This window comes from Lactobacillus jensenii DSM 20557 (genome assembly GCF_001436455.1).
Lineage (GTDB): Bacteria > Bacillota > Bacilli > Lactobacillales > Lactobacillaceae > Lactobacillus > Lactobacillus jensenii.
In genome coordinates, this window is sequence record NZ_AYYU01000011.1 from 1 (window position 1) to 18,334 (window position 18,334).

The 18,334-nt window shown below is 34.3% G+C and carries 22 protein-coding genes and 1 pseudogene; 17 read left to right on the forward strand and 6 right to left on the reverse strand.

Translation table 11 applies throughout. From position 1 onward, the window contains the following. From FC45_RS04100 to FC45_RS04115, 4 genes are all read right to left on the reverse strand, one after another. A partial coding sequence (locus FC45_RS04100) for an MFS transporter (RefSeq protein WP_155517705.1) occupies positions 1–698 on the reverse strand: 698 nt, incomplete at its 3' end. Between the two features lie 118 nt (positions 699–816). After that, on the reverse strand, positions 817–1,353 hold the full coding sequence (locus tag FC45_RS04105) for a GNAT family N-acetyltransferase (protein WP_006588255.1): 537 nt from the start codon (positions 1,351–1,353) through the stop codon (positions 817–819). A 97-nt stretch (positions 1,354–1,450) separates the two neighbouring features. Further along, positions 1,451–2,626 carry an MFS transporter gene (locus FC45_RS04110; protein ID WP_006585171.1) on the reverse strand — a complete coding sequence of 392 codons (1,176 nt, stop codon included), beginning with the start codon at positions 2,624–2,626 and terminating at the stop codon, positions 1,451–1,453. Between the two features lie 134 nt (positions 2,627–2,760). After that, the gene (locus tag FC45_RS04115; RefSeq protein ID WP_006585170.1) at positions 2,761–3,333 is read right to left on the reverse strand and encodes a DJ-1 family glyoxalase III; all 573 of its coding nucleotides are present in this window, start codon (positions 3,331–3,333) and stop codon (positions 2,761–2,763) included. Between the two features lie 93 nt (positions 3,334–3,426). Between FC45_RS04115 and FC45_RS04120 the strand changes: the two genes are divergently transcribed. The 6 genes from FC45_RS04120 (at position 3,427) to FC45_RS04140 (ending at position 7,701) form a co-directional block, all read left to right on the forward strand. Then, a complete protein-coding gene (locus FC45_RS04120) occupies positions 3,427–4,179 on the forward strand; it encodes a sulfite exporter TauE/SafE family protein (RefSeq protein ID WP_057706399.1) in 753 nt (250 codons plus the stop codon). Positions 4,180–4,244: 65 nt separating this feature from the next. Beyond that, the gene (locus FC45_RS04125) at positions 4,245–4,925 is read left to right on the forward strand and encodes a histidine phosphatase family protein (RefSeq protein ID WP_057706402.1); all 681 of its coding nucleotides are present in this window, start codon (positions 4,245–4,247) and stop codon (positions 4,923–4,925) included. A gap of 8 nt (positions 4,926–4,933) precedes the next feature. Next, positions 4,934–5,824, forward strand: a complete 891-nt coding sequence (locus FC45_RS04130; RefSeq protein WP_006588254.1) for a cation diffusion facilitator family transporter — start codon at positions 4,934–4,936, stop codon at positions 5,822–5,824. Next, positions 5,817–5,993, forward strand: coding sequence for a DUF308 domain-containing protein (locus FC45_RS07755; RefSeq protein WP_075362434.1), 177 nt, complete (start codon positions 5,817–5,819; stop codon positions 5,991–5,993). Before FC45_RS04130 ends, FC45_RS07755 begins: the two co-directional genes overlap by 8 nt. 10 nt (positions 5,994–6,003) lie before the next feature. Continuing rightward, positions 6,004–6,681, forward strand: a complete 678-nt coding sequence (locus FC45_RS04135; RefSeq protein WP_006588253.1) for a 2,3-bisphosphoglycerate-dependent phosphoglycerate mutase — start codon at positions 6,004–6,006, stop codon at positions 6,679–6,681. A gap of 84 nt (positions 6,682–6,765) precedes the next feature. Further along, a complete protein-coding gene (locus tag FC45_RS04140; protein ID WP_006585165.1) occupies positions 6,766–7,701 on the forward strand; it encodes an AAA family ATPase in 936 nt (311 codons plus the stop codon). 49 nt (positions 7,702–7,750) lie between these two features. Here the strand turns inward: FC45_RS04140 and pepC are convergent. After that, a pseudogene (gene pepC / locus FC45_RS04145) lies at positions 7,751–9,101 on the reverse strand (aminopeptidase C). 69 nt (positions 9,102–9,170) lie between these two features. Continuing rightward, complete coding sequence (locus FC45_RS04150) at positions 9,171–9,461, reverse strand: GNAT family N-acetyltransferase (RefSeq protein ID WP_006585164.1); 291 nt, start codon at positions 9,459–9,461, stop codon at positions 9,171–9,173. Positions 9,462–9,560: 99 nt separating this feature from the next. Between FC45_RS04150 and FC45_RS04155 the strand changes: the two genes are divergently transcribed. The 11 genes from FC45_RS04155 to nusG all read left to right on the forward strand — a co-directional run bounded on the left by FC45_RS04155 (position 9,561) and on the right by nusG (position 18,274). Further along, entirely contained in the window at positions 9,561–10,100 is a 540-nt protein-coding gene (locus FC45_RS04155) for a dCTP deaminase/dUTPase family protein (RefSeq protein ID WP_006585163.1), read from the forward strand. A gap of 13 nt (positions 10,101–10,113) precedes the next feature. Next, positions 10,114–11,490, forward strand: coding sequence for a DNA repair protein RadA (gene radA, locus FC45_RS04160; protein ID WP_006585162.1), 1,377 nt, complete (start codon positions 10,114–10,116; stop codon positions 11,488–11,490). Between the two features lie 74 nt (positions 11,491–11,564). Next, a complete protein-coding gene (gltX, locus tag FC45_RS04165; protein ID WP_006585161.1) occupies positions 11,565–13,064 on the forward strand; it encodes a glutamate--tRNA ligase in 1,500 nt (499 codons plus the stop codon). Between the two features lie 555 nt (positions 13,065–13,619). Continuing rightward, the gene (cysS, locus tag FC45_RS04170) at positions 13,620–15,041 is read left to right on the forward strand and encodes a cysteine--tRNA ligase (protein WP_006588250.1); all 1,422 of its coding nucleotides are present in this window, start codon (positions 13,620–13,622) and stop codon (positions 15,039–15,041) included. Further along, complete coding sequence (locus FC45_RS04175) at positions 15,034–15,477, forward strand: Mini-ribonuclease 3 (RefSeq protein WP_057706403.1); 444 nt, start codon at positions 15,034–15,036, stop codon at positions 15,475–15,477. Before cysS ends, FC45_RS04175 begins: the two co-directional genes overlap by 8 nt. Further along, positions 15,464–16,219, forward strand: a complete 756-nt coding sequence (rlmB, locus tag FC45_RS04180; protein ID WP_006585158.1) for a 23S rRNA (guanosine(2251)-2'-O)-methyltransferase RlmB — start codon at positions 15,464–15,466, stop codon at positions 16,217–16,219. The genes FC45_RS04175 and rlmB overlap by 14 nt, the downstream gene beginning before the upstream one ends. A gap of 104 nt (positions 16,220–16,323) precedes the next feature. Then, a complete protein-coding gene (locus FC45_RS04185; protein ID WP_006585157.1) occupies positions 16,324–16,875 on the forward strand; it encodes an RNA polymerase sigma factor in 552 nt (183 codons plus the stop codon). A 56-nt stretch (positions 16,876–16,931) separates the two neighbouring features. Beyond that, positions 16,932–17,150 carry a P8 family protein gene (locus FC45_RS04190; RefSeq protein ID WP_006585156.1) on the forward strand — a complete coding sequence of 73 codons (219 nt, stop codon included), beginning with the start codon at positions 16,932–16,934 and terminating at the stop codon, positions 17,148–17,150. 146 nt (positions 17,151–17,296) lie between these two features. Then, the gene (gene rpmG / locus FC45_RS04195) at positions 17,297–17,446 is read left to right on the forward strand and encodes a 50S ribosomal protein L33 (protein WP_006585155.1); all 150 of its coding nucleotides are present in this window, start codon (positions 17,297–17,299) and stop codon (positions 17,444–17,446) included. 2 nt (positions 17,447–17,448) lie between these two features. Beyond that, on the forward strand, positions 17,449–17,619 hold the full coding sequence (gene secE / locus FC45_RS04200; protein ID WP_006585154.1) for a preprotein translocase subunit SecE: 171 nt from the start codon (positions 17,449–17,451) through the stop codon (positions 17,617–17,619). 97 nt (positions 17,620–17,716) lie between these two features. Beyond that, entirely contained in the window at positions 17,717–18,274 is a 558-nt protein-coding gene (gene nusG / locus FC45_RS04205) for a transcription termination/antitermination protein NusG (protein ID WP_006588249.1), read from the forward strand. Positions 18,275–18,334: the final 60 nt, after the last annotated feature.

Consider the following 18,334-nt stretch of genomic DNA (forward strand, 5'->3'; position numbering starts at 1 on the left):
TAGGTATAGTAACTAAATTGAGCTGCACATGCAAAAACAATAAATGCGCAAGTTAAAATAACTCTGATATCTTTAATAAAGTCTTGCTTATCAGTGTTATGAATAGATTCAGTGTTCTTGCTGGTATTTTTAGCAGTAATTTGTGGTGTGTTTCTAGGTGCTAAAGAAATTAAAAGCAGTAAAACAATTACACTAAGAATAGTAATAATTGCAAAACTATACCGCCATGAAAAGATTTCGGCAATTTTATTACCAACAGGAACACCAAGTAAGTTTGCAATACCGGCACCAGAATATACCCAAGAAATCAAACCAGCTCTTTTTTCAGCTGGTGCAATAAAGTTGGTCATAATTATTGTGATAGAAATAATTGATCCAGCAGTTGCACCAGATAAAATTCTGGAAATGATGAGCACGTAAAAGTTAGGTGCAAGAGCAGTTAGTGTGTTAGCAATAATAAACACAACTAAGAGTCCAAATAACACTAGATGGCGTTTAACGTGTGCAAAAACAATAGATATAATAGGCGTACATATAGAATAAACGAAAGCAAAGACAGTAACCAAAATACCTAAAAGGGAAATTTGAATTTTTAAGTCTGCGCTGATATTTTCTAAAACCGCCACTACCATGTATTCGTTACAACCGAGCATGAAAGCTACTAAAACGAACATGATTGACTGTAATTTATATTTCAATGTTCTATCTCCTTTGAATTGCATAGCAAAGTATACTCATTAAGTTTACCCGCTTGAACATTGAAAATAAAGAAAAATATTTAAAAAAGGAAACCATTTTCAGGTTTCCTTTTTCTAGTTATTCATATTTTCTTAAATTAAGTTCATATGCTACACGTTCTGGATCAACTGGTTCATTGTCTACCTCAATCATTCCACGATAAACAAAACCATTTTTTTCAGCAATTCTTTGAACGATTTTATTAACAGGAGCAGTATCAATGCGATAATTTTCAATTCCTTTAACTCTCATTGCCGAAATTAAATTGCTCATCATAAGTCCAGATAAGTTTTGCCCACGGTATTTACTGCTGATTGCTAAGCGGTGGATTGTTGCATAAGGGTCATTATTATTTTCCCAAGAACCATGGCTAATTTCTGCATAAGTAGGTTCTTCACCGATAATAATAGCTGCATAGCCAGCTGTTTGACCATCTACTTTTAAAATCCAAGCATCTTCGTTGGTAATATCTTGTTTAATAACCGCTTCATCAGGGTAGCCGTTTTGCCATTGATTACTTCCGGAGTCTTTTAAAAACTTTTTGGATGAATTAATTATTTCCATAATGTCGGCTAAATCCGATAATTTTGCTGGTTCGATAAATACTAAACTCAAAATAATACCTCCTAATGAAAAGTGTTATTACTATCTAAACATATTTATTGCTAGAATCCTAATAATATGCAAAAAAGCAACCCTATATGGCCGCTTTTTAACGAATAAGATATTTGATTGTCATAGCAAGAATAAAGGCAATAAAGGCAAAAATTGCTGAAATAAAGACAATTTGAGCAATAGAAATAAAGTTGATTGCTTGAGCAGCTACTAATGATCCAACTGCAATTCCCACGTTAGAAAAAACGGGATTAAGGGATGAAGCTAAATCCAAGGCTTGTGGGTATGAGTGACTTGCGATATCTAATAGAAATACAGTAACACTTGAACCATATGAGCAGTTAACGATACATATAAGTGCAATTAAAATAAAGGCAAAAATTCGTAATTGCATGGTAAAGCCTGTTACAACTAAAGCAATCGCCATGAATAAATATAACCAAGGAATATCTTTCATATTGCCCCGTCCAGCGATATAGCCACCAATTTTATTTCCGATAATAGAAACAAAACCTAAAATAAAAAGTAATGGTGACAAAAGCTCAGTTTTAAATCCCATTGATTCTGTAAGTATCTTGGTGATATAGGTATAGTAACTAAATTGAGCTGCACAAACGAAAACAATAAAGAGACAAGTTAAGATGGTACGTTTATCTTTAATGAAAGCTGCTCCACCTTGGTGGGATTTTTTACTGGTGTCATTTTTGATATTTAGTTGTGGGGTATCACGTGGAGCATAGACAATTAAAGCTGCAAAGATAAAGATTGTTAAAATAGTAACCATCCAAAAACTATTTCGCCAGGAACCTAGTTCAGCGATTTTATTACCTATTGGAACTCCAGCAACATTGGCAATACTAAAACCAGCAAATACCCAGGAAATTAAACTAGCTCGTTTAGCAGGAGGGGCAATAAAACTGGCCATAATAATCGTTATTGAAATAATTGCTCCTGCAGTTGATCCAGATAGAATTCTAGAAAGTAAGATTGAAATGAAGTTGGGTGCAAGTGCAGTCCAGGTATTAGCTAATAAAAAAATTGTTAAAAGTATAAATAAAACATTATGCCGTTTAAAACGATTGCAAACAATTGAAATAATCGGTGTGCAGATTGAGTAAACCATGGCAAACAAGGTTACTAAAAGACCTAGTAATGATAATGGAATTTTTAAGTCTTGATATATACTAGGTAAAACTCCAACAATCATGTATTCGTTGCAACCAAGCATAAAGGCAACTAGTACAAATAAAATTGCTTGAATTCGATATCTCATAACAACTATTCCTCTCTATAGTATTAGGCTTAAGAAAAGATATTATTATCATTCTAATGATGGAAAAAATAAATGTAAATATGATGGAAAAAATAAATGTAAATATAAAAAGCTGGCAAAGCCAGCTTTTTATACTAAATATTTTCTTTTAAGTAGTTGTAAAGCATGCCTTTTTCAAGTTCAGCAGTTTCAACACCTAAAGCATTAGCAAGAGCGTATGAAAAGGCCCAAGCAGTGGCTGGACCACGGCTAGTGATAACTTTTTGCTTTTGATCAGTAACGACAATATCTTCATGAAATCTTCCAGTTGGGCAATCAATAGAAATTTCATCTTCAAAACCAGGATAACAAGTGAAATCGGTATCTGCTAAAAGACCATATTTTCCTAAGGCCATTGGTGCAGCACACATCGCTGCAATCCACTTGCCAGCTTGATGACGCTTTTGCATTATTTCAGCTAACTTTTGACTTGCTGCCAAGTTCTTGGCTCCAGCTAGTCCGCCAGGGAAGGAGACTAAATCATAATCAAGTAAACTATCATCAACAACCTTGTCACAAGTCAATTTAATCTTGTGATCACCTAAGACTTCTTTGCTAGTTAAGCCAACCATATCAGCTTGCAAGCCTAAGCGACGCAAAACATCAACTTGACTTAAGCCTTCAACTTCTTCACAACCATCTGCAAAAATTACGGCAACTTTTTTCATAACTTAATCCTTTCTTTGATAAAATTATTTATAAGTCTATTCTACGCAATTTTATATTGAAAAGTTAAGTAAGGATTTGAAAAGAGGAAGTTTATGGTAGGGGAAATTTTAGTTTCGATTTTTTTAATAGGAGCTGGTATTTTAGCAGGAATAGTTTCAGTGGTATCAAGTATGGCTTCACTTGTATCTTATCCGGCCTTACTACTTGCTGGGGTGGCGCCAGTTTATGCTAATGTTACTAATACAGCGGCCTTAATTTTTACAGGATTAGGTTCAGCAGTTTCTTCTATGAAAGAATTAAAAAGTTCATGGCACAAATATATTAAATACATTATTTTAATTTCAATTGGTGCTGCAATTGGTAGTTTTTTGGTTGTAATATTTCCCAGGAAAATTTTTGAAAAGTTGGTACCATTTTTTGTCTTTCTTTCTGCTTTTTTATTTCTAATGAGCGGTAAAAAGAGTACATATCAAAGAAAGGCAAATAATCAATTTTTGGCAAAGATCGAAATGTTTGCGGCAGGTGTCTATACTGGATATTTCGGTGCAGCAGCAGGGATATTAATGCTGATTGCTTTACTTAGCGTCAGTAATGATGACTTTGTTGTTGTTAATGCTGTGAAAAATGTAATAGGCTCTTTGGGAAATCTGATTGCTTTAATAATCTTTCTTTTCACTTCAAAAGTATACTGGATTAAGGCAATTCCTCTGGCAATTGGGCTATTTATTGAGGGATTTTTGGGGCAAATGATTATTAAGTACTTACCAGTCAAGGCTGTAAGAATTATAACTTTTATTTTTGCTATCTTTTTAGCGGTATATTTGGGCTGGCAAGCTTACCGTTAGAATTTTTTGAAAAAAACTTTCTCGAATTTGATGGTAGAATGGAATTAGTAAAAAGGAGGATATAAATGACGACTGAAGTATATTTAATCAGACACGGTGAAACAATGTTCAATCAGCTGAATAAGGTTCAAGGTTGGGCTGATTCCCCCTTGACGATAAAAGGTATTAATGACTTGAAAAAGACAGCTGAAGCGTTGTCACAGATTCATTTTGATAATATGTATTCTTCTGACTTAAAAAGAGCAATAAATACTGTTCATTTAATGAAAAATGCTAATGAAGTTTCCGAAATAGGAAAAATTAAAAAATTGCCAGAATTTAGAGAAGTCTTTTTTGGCTCATTTGAAGGGGATGACATTGATCAAACCTGGGAATGTATCAGCCAAAAAGCAGGACTGGGTAAAGAAAGAGATGTTCAAAAAATTATTAATCAGCTGGGGCTGTATAAATTTAGAGAAGCAACTAAAGCTGCAGATCCAAGACATTTAGCTGAAAATTATGATGAACTTAATACTAGAATGATTCGGGCAATTAAAAAACTCCGTGAAGAAACTGTTAATGAAAATCGAGTTTTGTTGGTATCACATGGCGACTTTATAAAGACCTTAGCAATTAAGTATTGGAATAAGAGTGATGGTATCCATGATATTGCATTCCCAGATAATGGAAGTATTACCCGGGGAATATTAAGTGATGATGGAAAATTTGAAATAGTTGATTACAACATTAAAGCTGAAGACTTTTAGGAGTAATTATGAGGCAAAATAAAATTACAAGTAAGTATTTTTTTGTAACTGCATTAAACATAATAATTACTTTAGCTGAGTTTTTAGGTGGGATTTTTTCTGGATCATTAGCCTTACTTTCAGATGCTGTGCATAATTTAAGTGATGTAGCGGCAATTGTGATTTCTTTCATAGCTCACTTAATTGGGCAAAAAGATCGTAACAAAAGAAAGACTTTTGGCTATCAGCGTGCTGAAACATTAGCGGCATTTACTAATGGTGTTGTTTTATTTGTTATTAGTTTCTTTTTGATGATTGAAGCTTTTGAGCGATTCAGTCAGCCACAAGAAGTAAAGGGAAAGTTGATGTTGATAATAGCTATCATTGGGTTAATAGCAAATGGGATCTCAATGCTAGTAATGAAGAGTGATTCTGCTCATAATTTAAATGTGCGCTCAACTTTTTTACATATGATGTCAGATGCGTTGTCAAGTGTTGCTGTTGTAATTGGTGCGGCAATGATTTATTTCTGGAAGAGTAGCTTAATTGACCCGTTGATGACATTGCTAGTTTCTATTTTTGTAATGTTTGAAGCCTATAAAATCACTAGAAAAGCGGCTAATATTTTGATGGAATCAAATCCTAACGTAGATTTAGATGAAATAAAAAAGCTTGTTCTTACTTTTCCCGAAGTTACAAATTTGCATCATTTGCATGTCTGGCGCTATAGTGATGATTTGATTATGATGGATGCTCATATCAATGTAACTGAAAAAATGAGTGTAGTACAACTTGAACAACTTTATATGAAGATAGGGCATGAGCTTAAAGAAAAATTAGGTATTAATCATGTTACTTTACAGGCAGAATACCAACGCGGAATAAAGGAAAGCATGATTGTTTTAAATAAGGATGATTAATATGGAAAACAAATACTTTTTGGCAGCTGTATTACTGATTATGGGAATCTATGATATGTCTTTTTATTACAATCGTAGACACCAACCAAATAATCAGCGAGGATTAAAGGCATATCTAATTTTTGGAATAATCTTGTTCATAGGCGGATTTTACGCCTTATTTAGATAGGATTTTGATAATGGTAAAACTTGTTTTAGTTAGACACGGTGAAAGCATTGCGAATGCTAAAAATATTTTTACAGGGTGGAATGATATTAGCTTAAGCAAACGAGGAATTGATGAAGCAAAAGTAGCGGGAGAATTAATCAAGGATATCCCAGATTTTACACCAACACATATCCATACCTCGTTATTGTCTCGAGCTATTATGACTGCGAATATTATTAGTGAGGTTAATGATTTTTTATATTTACCTATTACCAAAACTTGGCGATTAAATGAGAGACATTATGGAGCACTCCGTGGTATTAATAAAGATAAAGCCCGTGAAATCTTTGGTGTGGAACAAATAAAAAACTGGCGTAGAGGCTTTGATGAAGTTCCGCCCCTTGCTCAAGATAGTCTAAATGACCGTCGCTATAACATGATTGATCCTCATATACTGCCTAAGGCTGAAAGCTTACATCAAACTCAAAAAAGATTAATGCCTTATTATCATGAGCAGGTGGCTAGTCAACTCATTCAAGGGAAGGATCAATTAATTGTAGCTCATGGTTCTAGTTTACGTGCCTTAATCAAAAAGCTTGAATCAATTGATAATCATGATATTGTTAACTTAGAAGTACCAAATGCCGAGCCGATTGTTTATACAATGAATGATGAGCTTAAAATTATTGACAAGAAAATTTTAAGCTAATTACATTTACATTCATAAAAAGCGCACATTTTATGGTAAAATCTTTAACAGTGTAAAGAAATTTCTAGGTATGGAGAATAAGCGATGCGCAAAATATTCTTATTGAGAGGGGCCCCAGGATCGGGAAAGTCCTCATTTATTGCCCGCCATCACTTACAGCCGTATGCAATTAGTCGTGATTCAATTCGCCTACTTTTGGCTGACTTAACTGTATATTATGAAGAAGAAGCAGACTATTTGCATCAAGTGATTCCGCGGCATGTTAATGTTCGAACAGAACAGTTAGTTGATAATTTAGTTGAACATAAGATGTCTTATGGAGAAACGGTTATTGTTGATGGAACGCACATTGCTCCAAGTGCAATTGAACATTTTAAACCGTTAGTTGATAAATATCGCTATGAATTATTTGTAGTCGATTTAATGCAGAATAACACTTTGGATAACTTGCTCAAGCGTAATCAAACAAGAATGCACTATGATTGGGTTAAGCCTGAAGTTGTTAAGCAAATGTTTAATACTTATAAGGCTCATCCAGAAGTTCCAGAATGGGCTAAAATGATTACACCAAATCAAATGGAGCGGGCTTTATCTCAAAGAGAAAGTAATTTGGATCACTTTGAACATGTGATTGCAGTTCCTGATGGAGTAAAGGAAGAAGATTTTCCACATGTTCATATTTCTAATTTTTACTTCTCATTTAATGATAAATTTACTGAAAAATATGGAACTTATCGCAATGTAATTTCAATTGCTAAGACAAGAGAAGAAGCAATTGAGGAGTTTAAATTGCCTTACTTTGTATTCAAGTTCCATCATAAGCATTTTCTCATTTCAGCTTATCCAATTAGAAATGAGATGTTAGATCCTATTAGAAAAGTTAAGGGTGTATGGACTTATTCAACAGGGTTATATAACTTAGCTGATTTTGTAAAGGAATTTCCTGAAAATAAACAACAACATGTACATCAATTTAATCTAAGTAAGTTAGATAACAGTCGGTTGTTACATATTTGGTAAGATAAAAGAGCTTCACAGAAGTGAAGCTCTTTTTGTATCTGTTTATTAACTAAAATTCCATTGCTAATGCGCCCATTGGATCCCATGGCAATAATTGAATAGGATTCTTACTGCCGTCTTCAAAGGCATGTTTAAGTTCATCTGATAAGAACTTCTTATTGATAACAGCTTGGTAAACAAAAGCATTAAACCAATCATCACTCATAACGAAGTAGCCTTTAAAACCAGCTTTTTCCCCCCCATGAGTTTTCAATCTTCCACTTAGTTGGTTTGCCGTCAACTAAGTCAACACCAGTAATGACCATCGCATGATCCATTAAACTTTCACCAGTATCCAGCTTTTCAGCCTTACTCATTGAAAAGTCAACGTCAAATAATTCATCTCTGCGGTAAAGCTTAGTATCTAAAAGACCAGCTCTACGTTCAGAATCTTTAACAACATTTGAGCCGAACCAAACAACTTCGCCAGACTTAAGTTGATTAATAATTAATTCCTTCATTTCGTCAATTGGTAAGTTAAGGTGACGAACTTGGCGACCGCCTACAACATTACCTAAATATTCAACTGAAAATACCTTGTGGAATGGCTTGTCTGTAGTTGGAGCATTAATAGTTGAGATATAATCGCTTAAATTCCAACCAACATACTTTTTAAAGAATTCTTGTGGGGTAATATCACGGTCAATGTGGTAATTTTTGTCATCATCGCGATATTCAAAGTCAAATTTTTTAGGTGGAACTCCCAAAGAAATTGCTAAAACTCGAAATACTTCGTTGAGCATTTCATCTTTTGCACTTTCAATTTCTTCTGAACTCTTTCCGGCTTTAACAAGTTCTCTAAGCTTTAAACCATCTTTTCTAAGTAAAGTGTTTAAAGTGTCATTTAAAGCTGTGGAACTAGTTGCACTGAAAGTTTCTGGATATACAGACTTGGGAACAATTCCGTATTTCTCAATTAATCCACAAAGCATGTCCCATTGGCCACCATCTTGTTGTGGTGTAGCAAATAAGAATGAAACTTTACGGTCGCCTAAATCTTGATTAGCAGTAGCAATTACGTTTTCAAAGAACCAATTTGATTTTTCAAATTTGTCCCAGAAGTTAGTGTAATTTTGGGATAATTCAAATCCCTTAATTTTAAATTTCTTTTGTAGTGGGTGACGCATTGTATTAAGAGCACTAAACATCCAACAACGCCCAGAAGCCTTTTGATCTGCAACTTTACCAGTTTCGATTTCTATTGAAAAAGTAGGGTTTAAATCAATTTGGGTTTGTGTGTCTTGACTAGCTTTAAAAATTCCGTTAGTTTGAGCAGCACGTGCAGCAATACGTGCATCCTTTCGACTTGCAAAATCTGCTTTAAAGTTTTCAATTGCAGCTTGTGAAATCTCTTTTGCCATAATATCCTCCTAAATTGCTCTTTTAATAAAAGTTAAGTATATTTTAACTTAATTACCTAAATGAGTCTATTATCTTAATGAAGGTTTATAAACTAAATTAGCTAATGATAGTTGGTTTTCTTGAAAATAAGCTAGGATAGTAGGACCTAATGGCATGACTTTTAAATGATTAGCACGTGCGTAGCTTAATGCAAATTTAATCAGTTCATTAACTAAATTTGATTTAATTTCTGGATTTATAAATATATGGTCAATAGCCATAACTTTTCCGCCCTTTATTAAGTTATAGTGAAGTCGATATTCTGGAATCTCATCATTATTTAGATAAAAGTTATGGCTTTTTAAATCATGTTTAAACAAATTTACACCTCAAAAAAATAAATTTACTTGTTTTACGTAATTATATAATAGAAAATATGACAAGTAAGTATTCGAATATAAAGGAGTAAAAATAAATTTATGAAAGTTCGTGGCTTTGAAATCTGTGAAAAATATAAAGATGCTGATATTAAACTTCCTAAGCGGCAAACACTTGCTAGTGCTGGATATGATATAGAAGCTGCAGAAGATTGTGTGATTCCAAGTATTTGGCGTCTGAACTTTGTAAGAATTTTCCGTTTGATTAGAAATGGGCATGAACTTAATGAACGCGATTATGAATATGCTGATCAAATTTTGCAACCAATTATGGTCCATACAGGTGTAAAAGCCTATATGCCTAATGATGAAATGCTGATAATTGCTAATCGTTCTTCAAATACTGTAAAAAGAAGACTTTGCCTCCCTAATAGTATAGGGGTTGTTGATAGCGACTATTATAATAACCCTAATAATGAAGGCGAATTAATGGTACAACTAATTAATTATGGAGTACGACCTATCCACATTAAAAAGGGAGAACGAGTTGCACAAGGGATTTTTATGAAATATTTGCGGACTGATGATGATGCACCAGTATCCCGGCAGCGGATTGGTGGATTTGGTTCGACTAAAAAGTAAAGAGATGAGATAAATGGCAAAAGCACAAACAAGATATAAGTGTCGTTCATGTGGCTACATTTCAGCTTCATATCTAGGAAGATGTCCTAATTGTGGCTCCTGGAACCAATTTGAAAAAGAAGTCCAAGAAGTGCGTAAGACTAGTACCAAGCAAACGGCTAGTCGTTTAATGCCTACCACAGGCCTACATGAACCTGTAACTCTAGAAAAGGTAAAAGCTGAAAAGGAAACACGCATTCCAACTAAATTTAGTGAACTAAATAGGGTTCTTGGTGGAGGAATTGTTACTGGTTCACTTGTTTTAATTGGTGGAGATCCAGGAATTGGTAAATCAACATTAATGCTCCAAATTATGAGTACTTTGGCAAATGAGCATAAAGTATTATATGTTTCTGGTGAAGAATCGGCTAGCCAAATCAAACTTAGGGCAGACCGTTTGGGTGTAGGAGATAGCGGCATGTATCTTTATCCTGAAACTAATATGAGTAACATTCGTGATCAAATTAGTGATTTAAAGCCAGATTTTGTAGTAATTGATTCTATTCAGACAATGAATGAACCTAGTCTTGATTCGATGGTTGGTTCAGCTGCGCAAGTTAGAGAAGTTACTAGTGAATTAATGCATATTGCTAAGATAGATCAAATCACAGTATTTATTATTGGACACGTGACTAAAGAAGGGGCAATTGCTGGGCCTAAGATTTTGGAACATATGGTTGACACTGTGCTCTATTTTGAAGGGGATGAGCATCATGCTTATCGAATTTTGCACTCAGTTAAAAATCGTTTTGGTGCAGCCAATGAAATTGGAATGTTTGAGATGGAAAATTCAGGATTAAAAGAAGTAACAAATCCATCTTCAATCTTCTTAGATGAGCGGTTACCTAATTCAACAGGGTCATGTGTAGTTGTATCACTTGAAGGAACTAGACCAATTTTAGCTGAAGTACAAGCTCTTGTAGCACCAACAGCCTTTGGTTATGCTAAAAGGACGACCAGTGGAATTGATTATAATAAAGCAGCTTTGTTACTAGCAGTTTTAGAGAAAAGAGGAAACTTGATGTTACAAAATCAAGATGCCTATTTAACTACGACTGGTGGGATAAAATTATCTGAGCCAGCGATTGATTTGGCAATTGTCATGGCAATTGGTTCAAGTTATAAGGATATGGAAATTCCTTCTGAAGACTGTTTTGTTGGAGAAGTTGGCTTAACTGGTGAAGTACGACGTGTTAATAAAATTGAAAGCAGAATTGCTGAAGCTGAAAAAATTGGCTTTAAAAGAATTTTTATTCCTAAATTTAATATGAAGGCAAGTTTTGCAAATCGAAAAATTGAGGTCGTACCTGTTTCAACAGTAGCTCAAGCTTTAAAGTTAGTTTTTGGTTAAGGGTTTGAACTTTTCCTATAATATGCGTAAAATGAAAAAGTAACTACTATTTTTTAGTGAAAGAGGCAATTATTTTGGCTAAACAAAAAATTCGGGTTAGATATGCTCCAAGCCCAACAGGACATTTACACATTGGTAACGCAAGAACTGCATTATTCAACTTCTTGTTTGCTCGTCACAATAAGGGTACTTTGGTTCTAAGAATCGAAGATACTGATACTGCAAGAAATGTTGAAGGCGGTTCTAAGTCACAAATGGAAAACCTTCACTGGTTAGGTATTGACTGGGATGAAGGTCCAGACAAGGGCGGAGAATATGGCCCATATCGTCAATCTGAAAGAAAAGAAATTTACAACAAGTTAATTAAGCAATTACTTGATGAAGGTAAGGCTTACTACTCATACATGACTGAAGAAGAGCTTGAAGCTCAACGTGAAGAACAACGTGCTATGGGTATCGCACCTCACTACGTTTACGAATATCAAGATATGACAGCTGATGAAATTAAGGAAGCTCAAGCAAAAGCTGAAGCAAAAGGCCTTAAGCCAGTTGTTAGAATTCACATTCCTAAGGGTAAAACTTATGAATGGGATGATATTGTTAAAGGTCACATTAGCTTTGAAAGTGATACTATCGGTGGCGACTTTGTTATCCAAAAGCGTGATGGAATGCCAACGTATAACTTTGCAGTTGTTGTTGACGACCACTTGATGGAAATTAGTCACGTTTTACGTGGGGATGACCATATTGCCAACACTCCTAAGCAATTAGTTGTTTATGAAGCGTTTGGCTGGGAACCACCTAAGTTTGGTCACATGACTTTGATTATCAACGCAGCAACTGGTAAGAAGCTTTCTAAGCGTGATGAATCAGTTTTACAATTTATTGAACAATACCGTGACCTTGGTTACTTACCAGAAGCAATGTTTAACTTCATTACTTTACTTGGTTGGTCACCAGTTGGTGAAAGTGAAATCTTCTCACAAAGACAATTGATTAAGGATTTTGATCCTAAGCGTTTATCAAAGTCACCTGCTGCCTTTGATGAAAAGAAACTTGAATGGGTAAACAACCAATATGTTAAGACTGCTAATAGAGATGAATTGCTTGATTTAGCACTTAACAACTTGCAAGAAGCAGGTTTAGTGGATAAAGACATTACTCCAGAAAAGATGGAATGGGTACGTCAATTGGTTAACATTTACTCAGTTCAAATGTCTTACACTAAGCAAATTGTTGATTTCTCACATATCTTCTTTGAAGATAAGCAAGCTTTGACTGAAGAAGAAGTTGAAGAAATCAAGAATGATGAAGGTCGCGTTGTAATTGAAGAATTCAGAAAGCAACTTAACCTTGTACCACGCTATACTGCTGTTCAAGTTATGAATGCAATTCAAGCTACCAGAAAAGTTACTGGTGTTAAGGGTAGAAAGCTCTTTATGCCAATTAGAATTGCTGCTACTGGTTCAATGGTTGGCCCTGGTATTGGTGAAGCTATTGAATTAATGGGTAAGGATAAGGTTGAACACAATATTGATTTGACTTTATCTGAAATGACTAAGCAAGGTTTATAATGAAAAAATCGCGTTGAAAGACGCGATTTTTTTGTGGATAAAGTGTGATGATAGCTGATAAATTGCAGATTTGATATACTTAAGTTAGATAGAAGAATAGTAGAAATGAGGATAGAATAATAAAAAAAGAACGCGCAACCATTTTATTTATTTGCACGGTTATACTTAATGCCCTAATCATATCCTGTTTAGCAGATAACACATTATTTCAAATTTTATGTAATATAGCTCTTTGTGTCCCAAGTACAATTGGGATGTATAGGATAGCTAATTTTAAAACATATGTTATTAGATTGTCTTGGTGGAATGTTTTAATTTGTATTCCATATGTTCTTTTATTGGTCGATTACTTAATTTGGAGTGAATGGGTAACAATTATTGCTAATATTTTGATAGTTATTTTTTCGACATTAGGTATATATACTAGTTTAAATGTAAAAATTAAAAATCTAACTAACTAGATTAAAGAGGTTGTTTGATAAATAATCAAATGCCTCTTTTTTCTATCATCTGTTAGAATAGTAACAAGAGAAGTTCAAAAGGGAAGGTAAGCTAATGAAAATTTATAATACTTTGACCCGCCAAAAAGAAGAATTTAAACCGCTTGTTCCAGGCCAAGTTAGCATGTATGTCTGTGGACCAACTGTGTATAACTACATCCATATTGGAAATGCCCGTTCAAGTATTGCCTTTGATACAATTCGGCGCTACTTAGAATATAAGGGTTTTGACGTAAAATACGTTTCTAATTTTACTGATGTTGACGACAAGATGATTAATGAAGCACGAGCTGAAGGTATTACTGTGCCAGAGTTGGCTAAACGCTACATTAATGCTTTTATGGAGGATACTACCGCTTTAAATATTGAACCAGCTACACTTCACCCTCGAGCAACGGAAGAAATCAAAGATATTATTGCTTTTATAAAGACTTTGATTGAAAAGGGCTTTGCTTATGAAGTTGATGGTGATGTGTATTATCGGGCTAAGAAGTTCACTGGCTATGGCAAGTTAAGTGATCAAGATATTGCTAGTCTTGAAGAAGGTGCAAGTCAGCACGTTAATGAAGCAGAATTTGCTAAAAAAGAAGATCCAATTGACTTCGCCTTGTGGAAAAAGCAAAAACAAAGTGATGAAATTGCTTGGGATTCTCCTTGGGGCAAGGGTCGACCCGGTTGGCATATTGAATGTAGCGTGATGTCTACTAAGTACTTGGGTGATACGATTGATATTCATGGTGGTGGCCAAGACTTGGAATTTCCACACCATGAAAATGAAATTGCCCAAAGTGAAGCTAAAACTGGTAAGAAGTTTGTGAATTACTGGATGCATAATGGCTTTGTGACTGTGGGAAAAGATGAGCAAAAGATGTCGAAGTCACTTCATAATTTTGTGACTGTTCATGATATTTTGAAGCGTGTTGATCCACAAGTATTGCGCTTTTTCATGGCAAGTGTTCAATACCGTAAGCCAATTAACTATTCTGAAGAAAATTTGAAACAGGCAGCAATTATTTTGGATAAAATAAAGAATACTGTTTTAAATGTTCAAGATAAGTTAAAAGAAACTAATTCTCAAGAAAATCAAGATTTGACAATTGCAATTGAAGATAGTGAGAATCGTTTTAAAGAAGCTATGGACGATGATTTTAATGTACAAAATGCATTGTCAGTAGTTTATGATTTATTGCCAGTAATTAATAAAAATATTAGTGAAGATACTAGCGACTTATCAGCTCTTAGAAAGTTTTTGCAACATCTAGAAAAGTGGTTAGCTATATTTGGTGTTGATATAGATAAGTTAACTACTGAAAAAGTAAGTGATGATGATGCAGAAATTGAAGAATTAGTAAAAAAGCGTGATGAGGCTAGAAAGAATAAAGATTTTGCAACAAGTGATACTATTCGTGATCAATTAGCAGAGATGAATATCATTTTGCAAGATACACCGAAAGGAACTAAGTGGAGACGTGGGTAAAATAAGACAGCTTTTTGAAAAAGATATAAATCCTGATACTTTAAATGGACAAACTCTTGCTTATTTAGGAGATGCAGTTTACGAAATTTATATTCGTCGCCACTTGTTAAAGGGTGGAGTAGTAAGACCTCAAGTTTTACAAAGAGATGCAACACATTATGTATCGGCCAAAGCTCAGGCAGCTTTAATTTCTAAGATGCAAGATGATCAAATTTTAACAGAAGCTGAACTCGCTACTTTTAAACGAGGAAGAAATGCTAAGAGTCATACACATGCGAAAAACACTAAGATAGCAACTTATAAGTTATCAACAGGATTTGAAGCAATTTTTGGTTATTTAGAGTTGCTTGATAAGCATGATAGAATTGTAGAATTAGCAATTTGGTGTATTAAGCAAGTTGAAGCAGGAGGAATTGATAGTTATGACTTCAGTTAAAGGTGATTTTGTTTTCGGAAGACATGCTGGGATTGATTTCTTAAAGAATGAATCTGCTGACAAGATTAACAAAGTCTTTTTGCAAAATGGTGTACAAACAGAATTTGCTAATCAAGTTTATGGATTAGCAAAGAAGAAGCATTTAATTGTTCAAGAAGTACCAAAAAATAAACTTGATAAATTAGTACCAGACGCTAATCATCAAGGTTTAGTGCTTGCGATTTCTAGTTTTGAATATGCTGATTTAGATGATTTAGTTGAAAAAATTGCTGATAAAGAAAATCCATTTTTATTAATGCTGGATTCAATTGAAGATCCTCATAATTTAGGTTCTATTTTAAGAAGTGCTGATGCAACAGGAGTAGACGGCATTATAATTCCCAAAAGACGCGCTAGCGGCTTAACTAGTGTGGTAGCTAAAACTTCTACCGGGGCAATTGATCATGTCCCAGTTTGTCGCGTTAATAATCTGGTTCAAACAACGAAGGAATTAAAAAAGGCAGGCTATTGGTTCTTTGGCACGGCTATGGAAGGACAAGACTATCGCTATTGGGATACTAAAGGAAAATGCGTTTTAGTTATTGGTAATGAAGGAAAAGGGATTAGTCCGTTACTTTTAAAACAAATGGATCAAACTTTGACTATTCCAATGGTAGGTCATGTTCAATCTTTGAATGCTTCTGTAGCTACGGGGGTTTTACTCTATCAAATGCTAAACAATAAAATGCCTTTGTCTAAGTAATTTCAAACATAAAATGATACATGCTTAATTGAATTTAGGTTCGCTAAATCGAAAAAATACTTCTCTGTAGACTGATTAAAAATCTATCTCAGAGGAGTTTTTTTATGAAAACAATAGAAAATCTTATTCAAAGAGTTAAAGAAAATGATGATCTAGCTTTGCTCTTGTTATTTGAAAGATACAAGCCGATGATAACAGCAGTTACTAAAAGATATTTTATTCGTAATCTGGATGAAAATGATTGGAATCAAGAAGCTCTAATTGTTTGCTATGAATCCGCAGGATTGTATGATTTTGAGCGTGGAACTACATTTGGAACCTTTTTTAGGCTTCGCTTACAAAATAGGGCTAAGAATCTATTAAGGTTTGAACTTGCCAAAAGACGAGCTCTATATGCAAGTGCAATCTCTTATGAGGCACTAAAAGAGCGAGGGCAAATTTGTGATCCTAGTTATGAGCAAGCTAGTTTACCTACTAGTATTGAATTAAGCAACTTTATCCAAACTTTATCCCAGTTAGAAGTGATTGCATTGACGGTAATTACCGGATTGGTAGATTTAGATCAGGCAAGTATGACTGCGCAAGTACCACCTGAAACCATTAAAAGAGCGATAGCAAGAACTAGAATAAAAATGAGAGCGTATTTTCTGCGCTAAAATTAGTAAACTGTAGTAAAATAAGAGTTGTAGAAATTATTAGGAGGTATTTTAAGATGACAGAAGATGTTTTAAAGACAAGTTTGTTGGATCGTCACATGAAGGAAGTCTTCGACTGGAGTGACTCAAACGTTCCTGTTAGAGACGCCATTTGGAACTACTTCATGGAAAAGAATGGTAAAAATACCCTTAAGACTGAGGAAGATATGCTTCCTTTCTTGAAAGACTCCGACGATAAAATTGAAGCCTTCGTCAACGAAAATCTTAAGAAATAGACCAACTAAATAATTCTACGCCCGGTGGATACGCATGTTTGTCCACTACTAAAAGACTGCTAGTTAAGCTAGTGGCCTTTTTATTTGTAATAATTGCGAAAATTAGATTTTTTTGCTAGTATTAGATACAGTTTGGAAGTGAGATTATGGCAGTGAAAAAAGCAGCGTTAGCTTGCACTATTTGCGGTTCGCGAAACTACTCAATCACCGCAAGTAAAACTCGCACTGAAAGATTAGAAATTAAGAAGTTTTGTAAACATTGTAAAAAGATGACCTTACATAAAGAAACGAGGTAGCTATGTTTAAGTTCTTTAAGAGTGTTGGTCACGAAATGAAGAAGGTAACTTGGCCAACAGCAAAGCAAAATAGACGTGATACAACCACAGTTATTGTAACTTCAGTTTTATTTGCTTTATTCTTAGGTGCTCTTGACTGGGCGTTTAGCACTTTAACACAAATGACATTTTAATAGTTTCAAAGCTGATTATGTGATATAATCAACTTGCTAGTTAAAAAGCCTCTATAGAGAGGTTTTTTTATTTGTCTAAATTTAAGGAGAATTATAAATGGTAGAAACTTCAGCAAAAAAATGGTACGTTCTTCATACTTATGCAGGTTATGAAGATAAAGTTAAGAGTGACCTTTTATCACGTGCTCAATCAATGGGGATGCAAGACTTTATTTTTAGAGTTGTAACTCCACAAGAAACTAAAGTAGAAACAGTTCGTGGTAAAAAACAAGAAGTTGAAGAAAAGATTTTCCCAGGTTACGTTTTAGTTGAAATGGTTATGACTGATGAAAGTTGGTTTATTGTAAGAAACACTCCAAATGTAACTGGTTTTGTTGGTAGTCATGGTGGTGGTTCTAAGCCTTCTCCATTATTAGATGATGAAATTGCTCGCATTTTAGAAAACCAAGGCGTAGAAGCTAAGAAGCCAGATATTGATTTTGAAATTGGCGAAACAGTAACTATCACTGAAGGTGCATTTGACGGAATGGTTGGTAAAATTACCGATATTCAAGAAGATAAAGAAAAGATTTTCGTTTCTGTTGATATGTTTGGTAGAGCAACAACTGCTGAATTAGATTATGACCAAGTAAAGAAATTTGACGGTAATGAATAATTAACCTGCTTTTTTGCTTGTTTTATACTGCTTAAGATGGTAATATACTAGAGTATCTTT

What these genes read in the sequence shown, in the direction of transcription:
- FC45_RS04110 (WP_006585171.1), bottom strand. Translation starts at nt 2,626, where the DNA reads ATGAGATATCGAATTCAAGCAATTTTATTTGTACTAGTTGCCTTTATG.
- FC45_RS04115 (WP_006585170.1), bottom strand. Translation starts at nt 3,333, where the DNA reads ATGAAAAAAGTTGCCGTAATTTTTGCAGATGGTTGTGAAGAAGTTGAA.
- FC45_RS04120 (WP_057706399.1), top strand. Translation starts at nt 3,427, where the DNA reads ATGGTAGGGGAAATTTTAGTTTCGATTTTTTTAATAGGAGCTGGTATT.
- FC45_RS04125 (WP_057706402.1), top strand. Translation starts at nt 4,245, where the DNA reads ATGACGACTGAAGTATATTTAATCAGACACGGTGAAACAATGTTCAAT.
- FC45_RS04130 (WP_006588254.1), top strand. Translation starts at nt 4,934, where the DNA reads ATGAGGCAAAATAAAATTACAAGTAAGTATTTTTTTGTAACTGCATTA.
- FC45_RS07755 (WP_075362434.1), top strand. Translation starts at nt 5,817, where the DNA reads ATGATTAATATGGAAAACAAATACTTTTTGGCAGCTGTATTACTGATT.
- FC45_RS04135 (WP_006588253.1), top strand. Translation starts at nt 6,004, where the DNA reads ATGGTAAAACTTGTTTTAGTTAGACACGGTGAAAGCATTGCGAATGCT.
- FC45_RS04140 (WP_006585165.1), top strand. Translation starts at nt 6,766, where the DNA reads ATGCGCAAAATATTCTTATTGAGAGGGGCCCCAGGATCGGGAAAGTCC.
- FC45_RS04155 (WP_006585163.1), top strand. Translation starts at nt 9,561, where the DNA reads ATGAAAGTTCGTGGCTTTGAAATCTGTGAAAAATATAAAGATGCTGAT.
- radA (WP_006585162.1), top strand. Translation starts at nt 10,114, where the DNA reads ATGGCAAAAGCACAAACAAGATATAAGTGTCGTTCATGTGGCTACATT.
- cysS (WP_006588250.1), top strand. Translation starts at nt 13,620, where the DNA reads ATGAAAATTTATAATACTTTGACCCGCCAAAAAGAAGAATTTAAACCG.
- rlmB (WP_006585158.1), top strand. Translation starts at nt 15,464, where the DNA reads ATGACTTCAGTTAAAGGTGATTTTGTTTTCGGAAGACATGCTGGGATT.
- FC45_RS04185 (WP_006585157.1), top strand. Translation starts at nt 16,324, where the DNA reads ATGAAAACAATAGAAAATCTTATTCAAAGAGTTAAAGAAAATGATGAT.
- FC45_RS04190 (WP_006585156.1), top strand. Translation starts at nt 16,932, where the DNA reads ATGACAGAAGATGTTTTAAAGACAAGTTTGTTGGATCGTCACATGAAG.
- rpmG (WP_006585155.1), top strand. Translation starts at nt 17,297, where the DNA reads ATGGCAGTGAAAAAAGCAGCGTTAGCTTGCACTATTTGCGGTTCGCGA.
- secE (WP_006585154.1), top strand. Translation starts at nt 17,449, where the DNA reads ATGTTTAAGTTCTTTAAGAGTGTTGGTCACGAAATGAAGAAGGTAACT.
- nusG (WP_006588249.1), top strand. Translation starts at nt 17,717, where the DNA reads ATGGTAGAAACTTCAGCAAAAAAATGGTACGTTCTTCATACTTATGCA.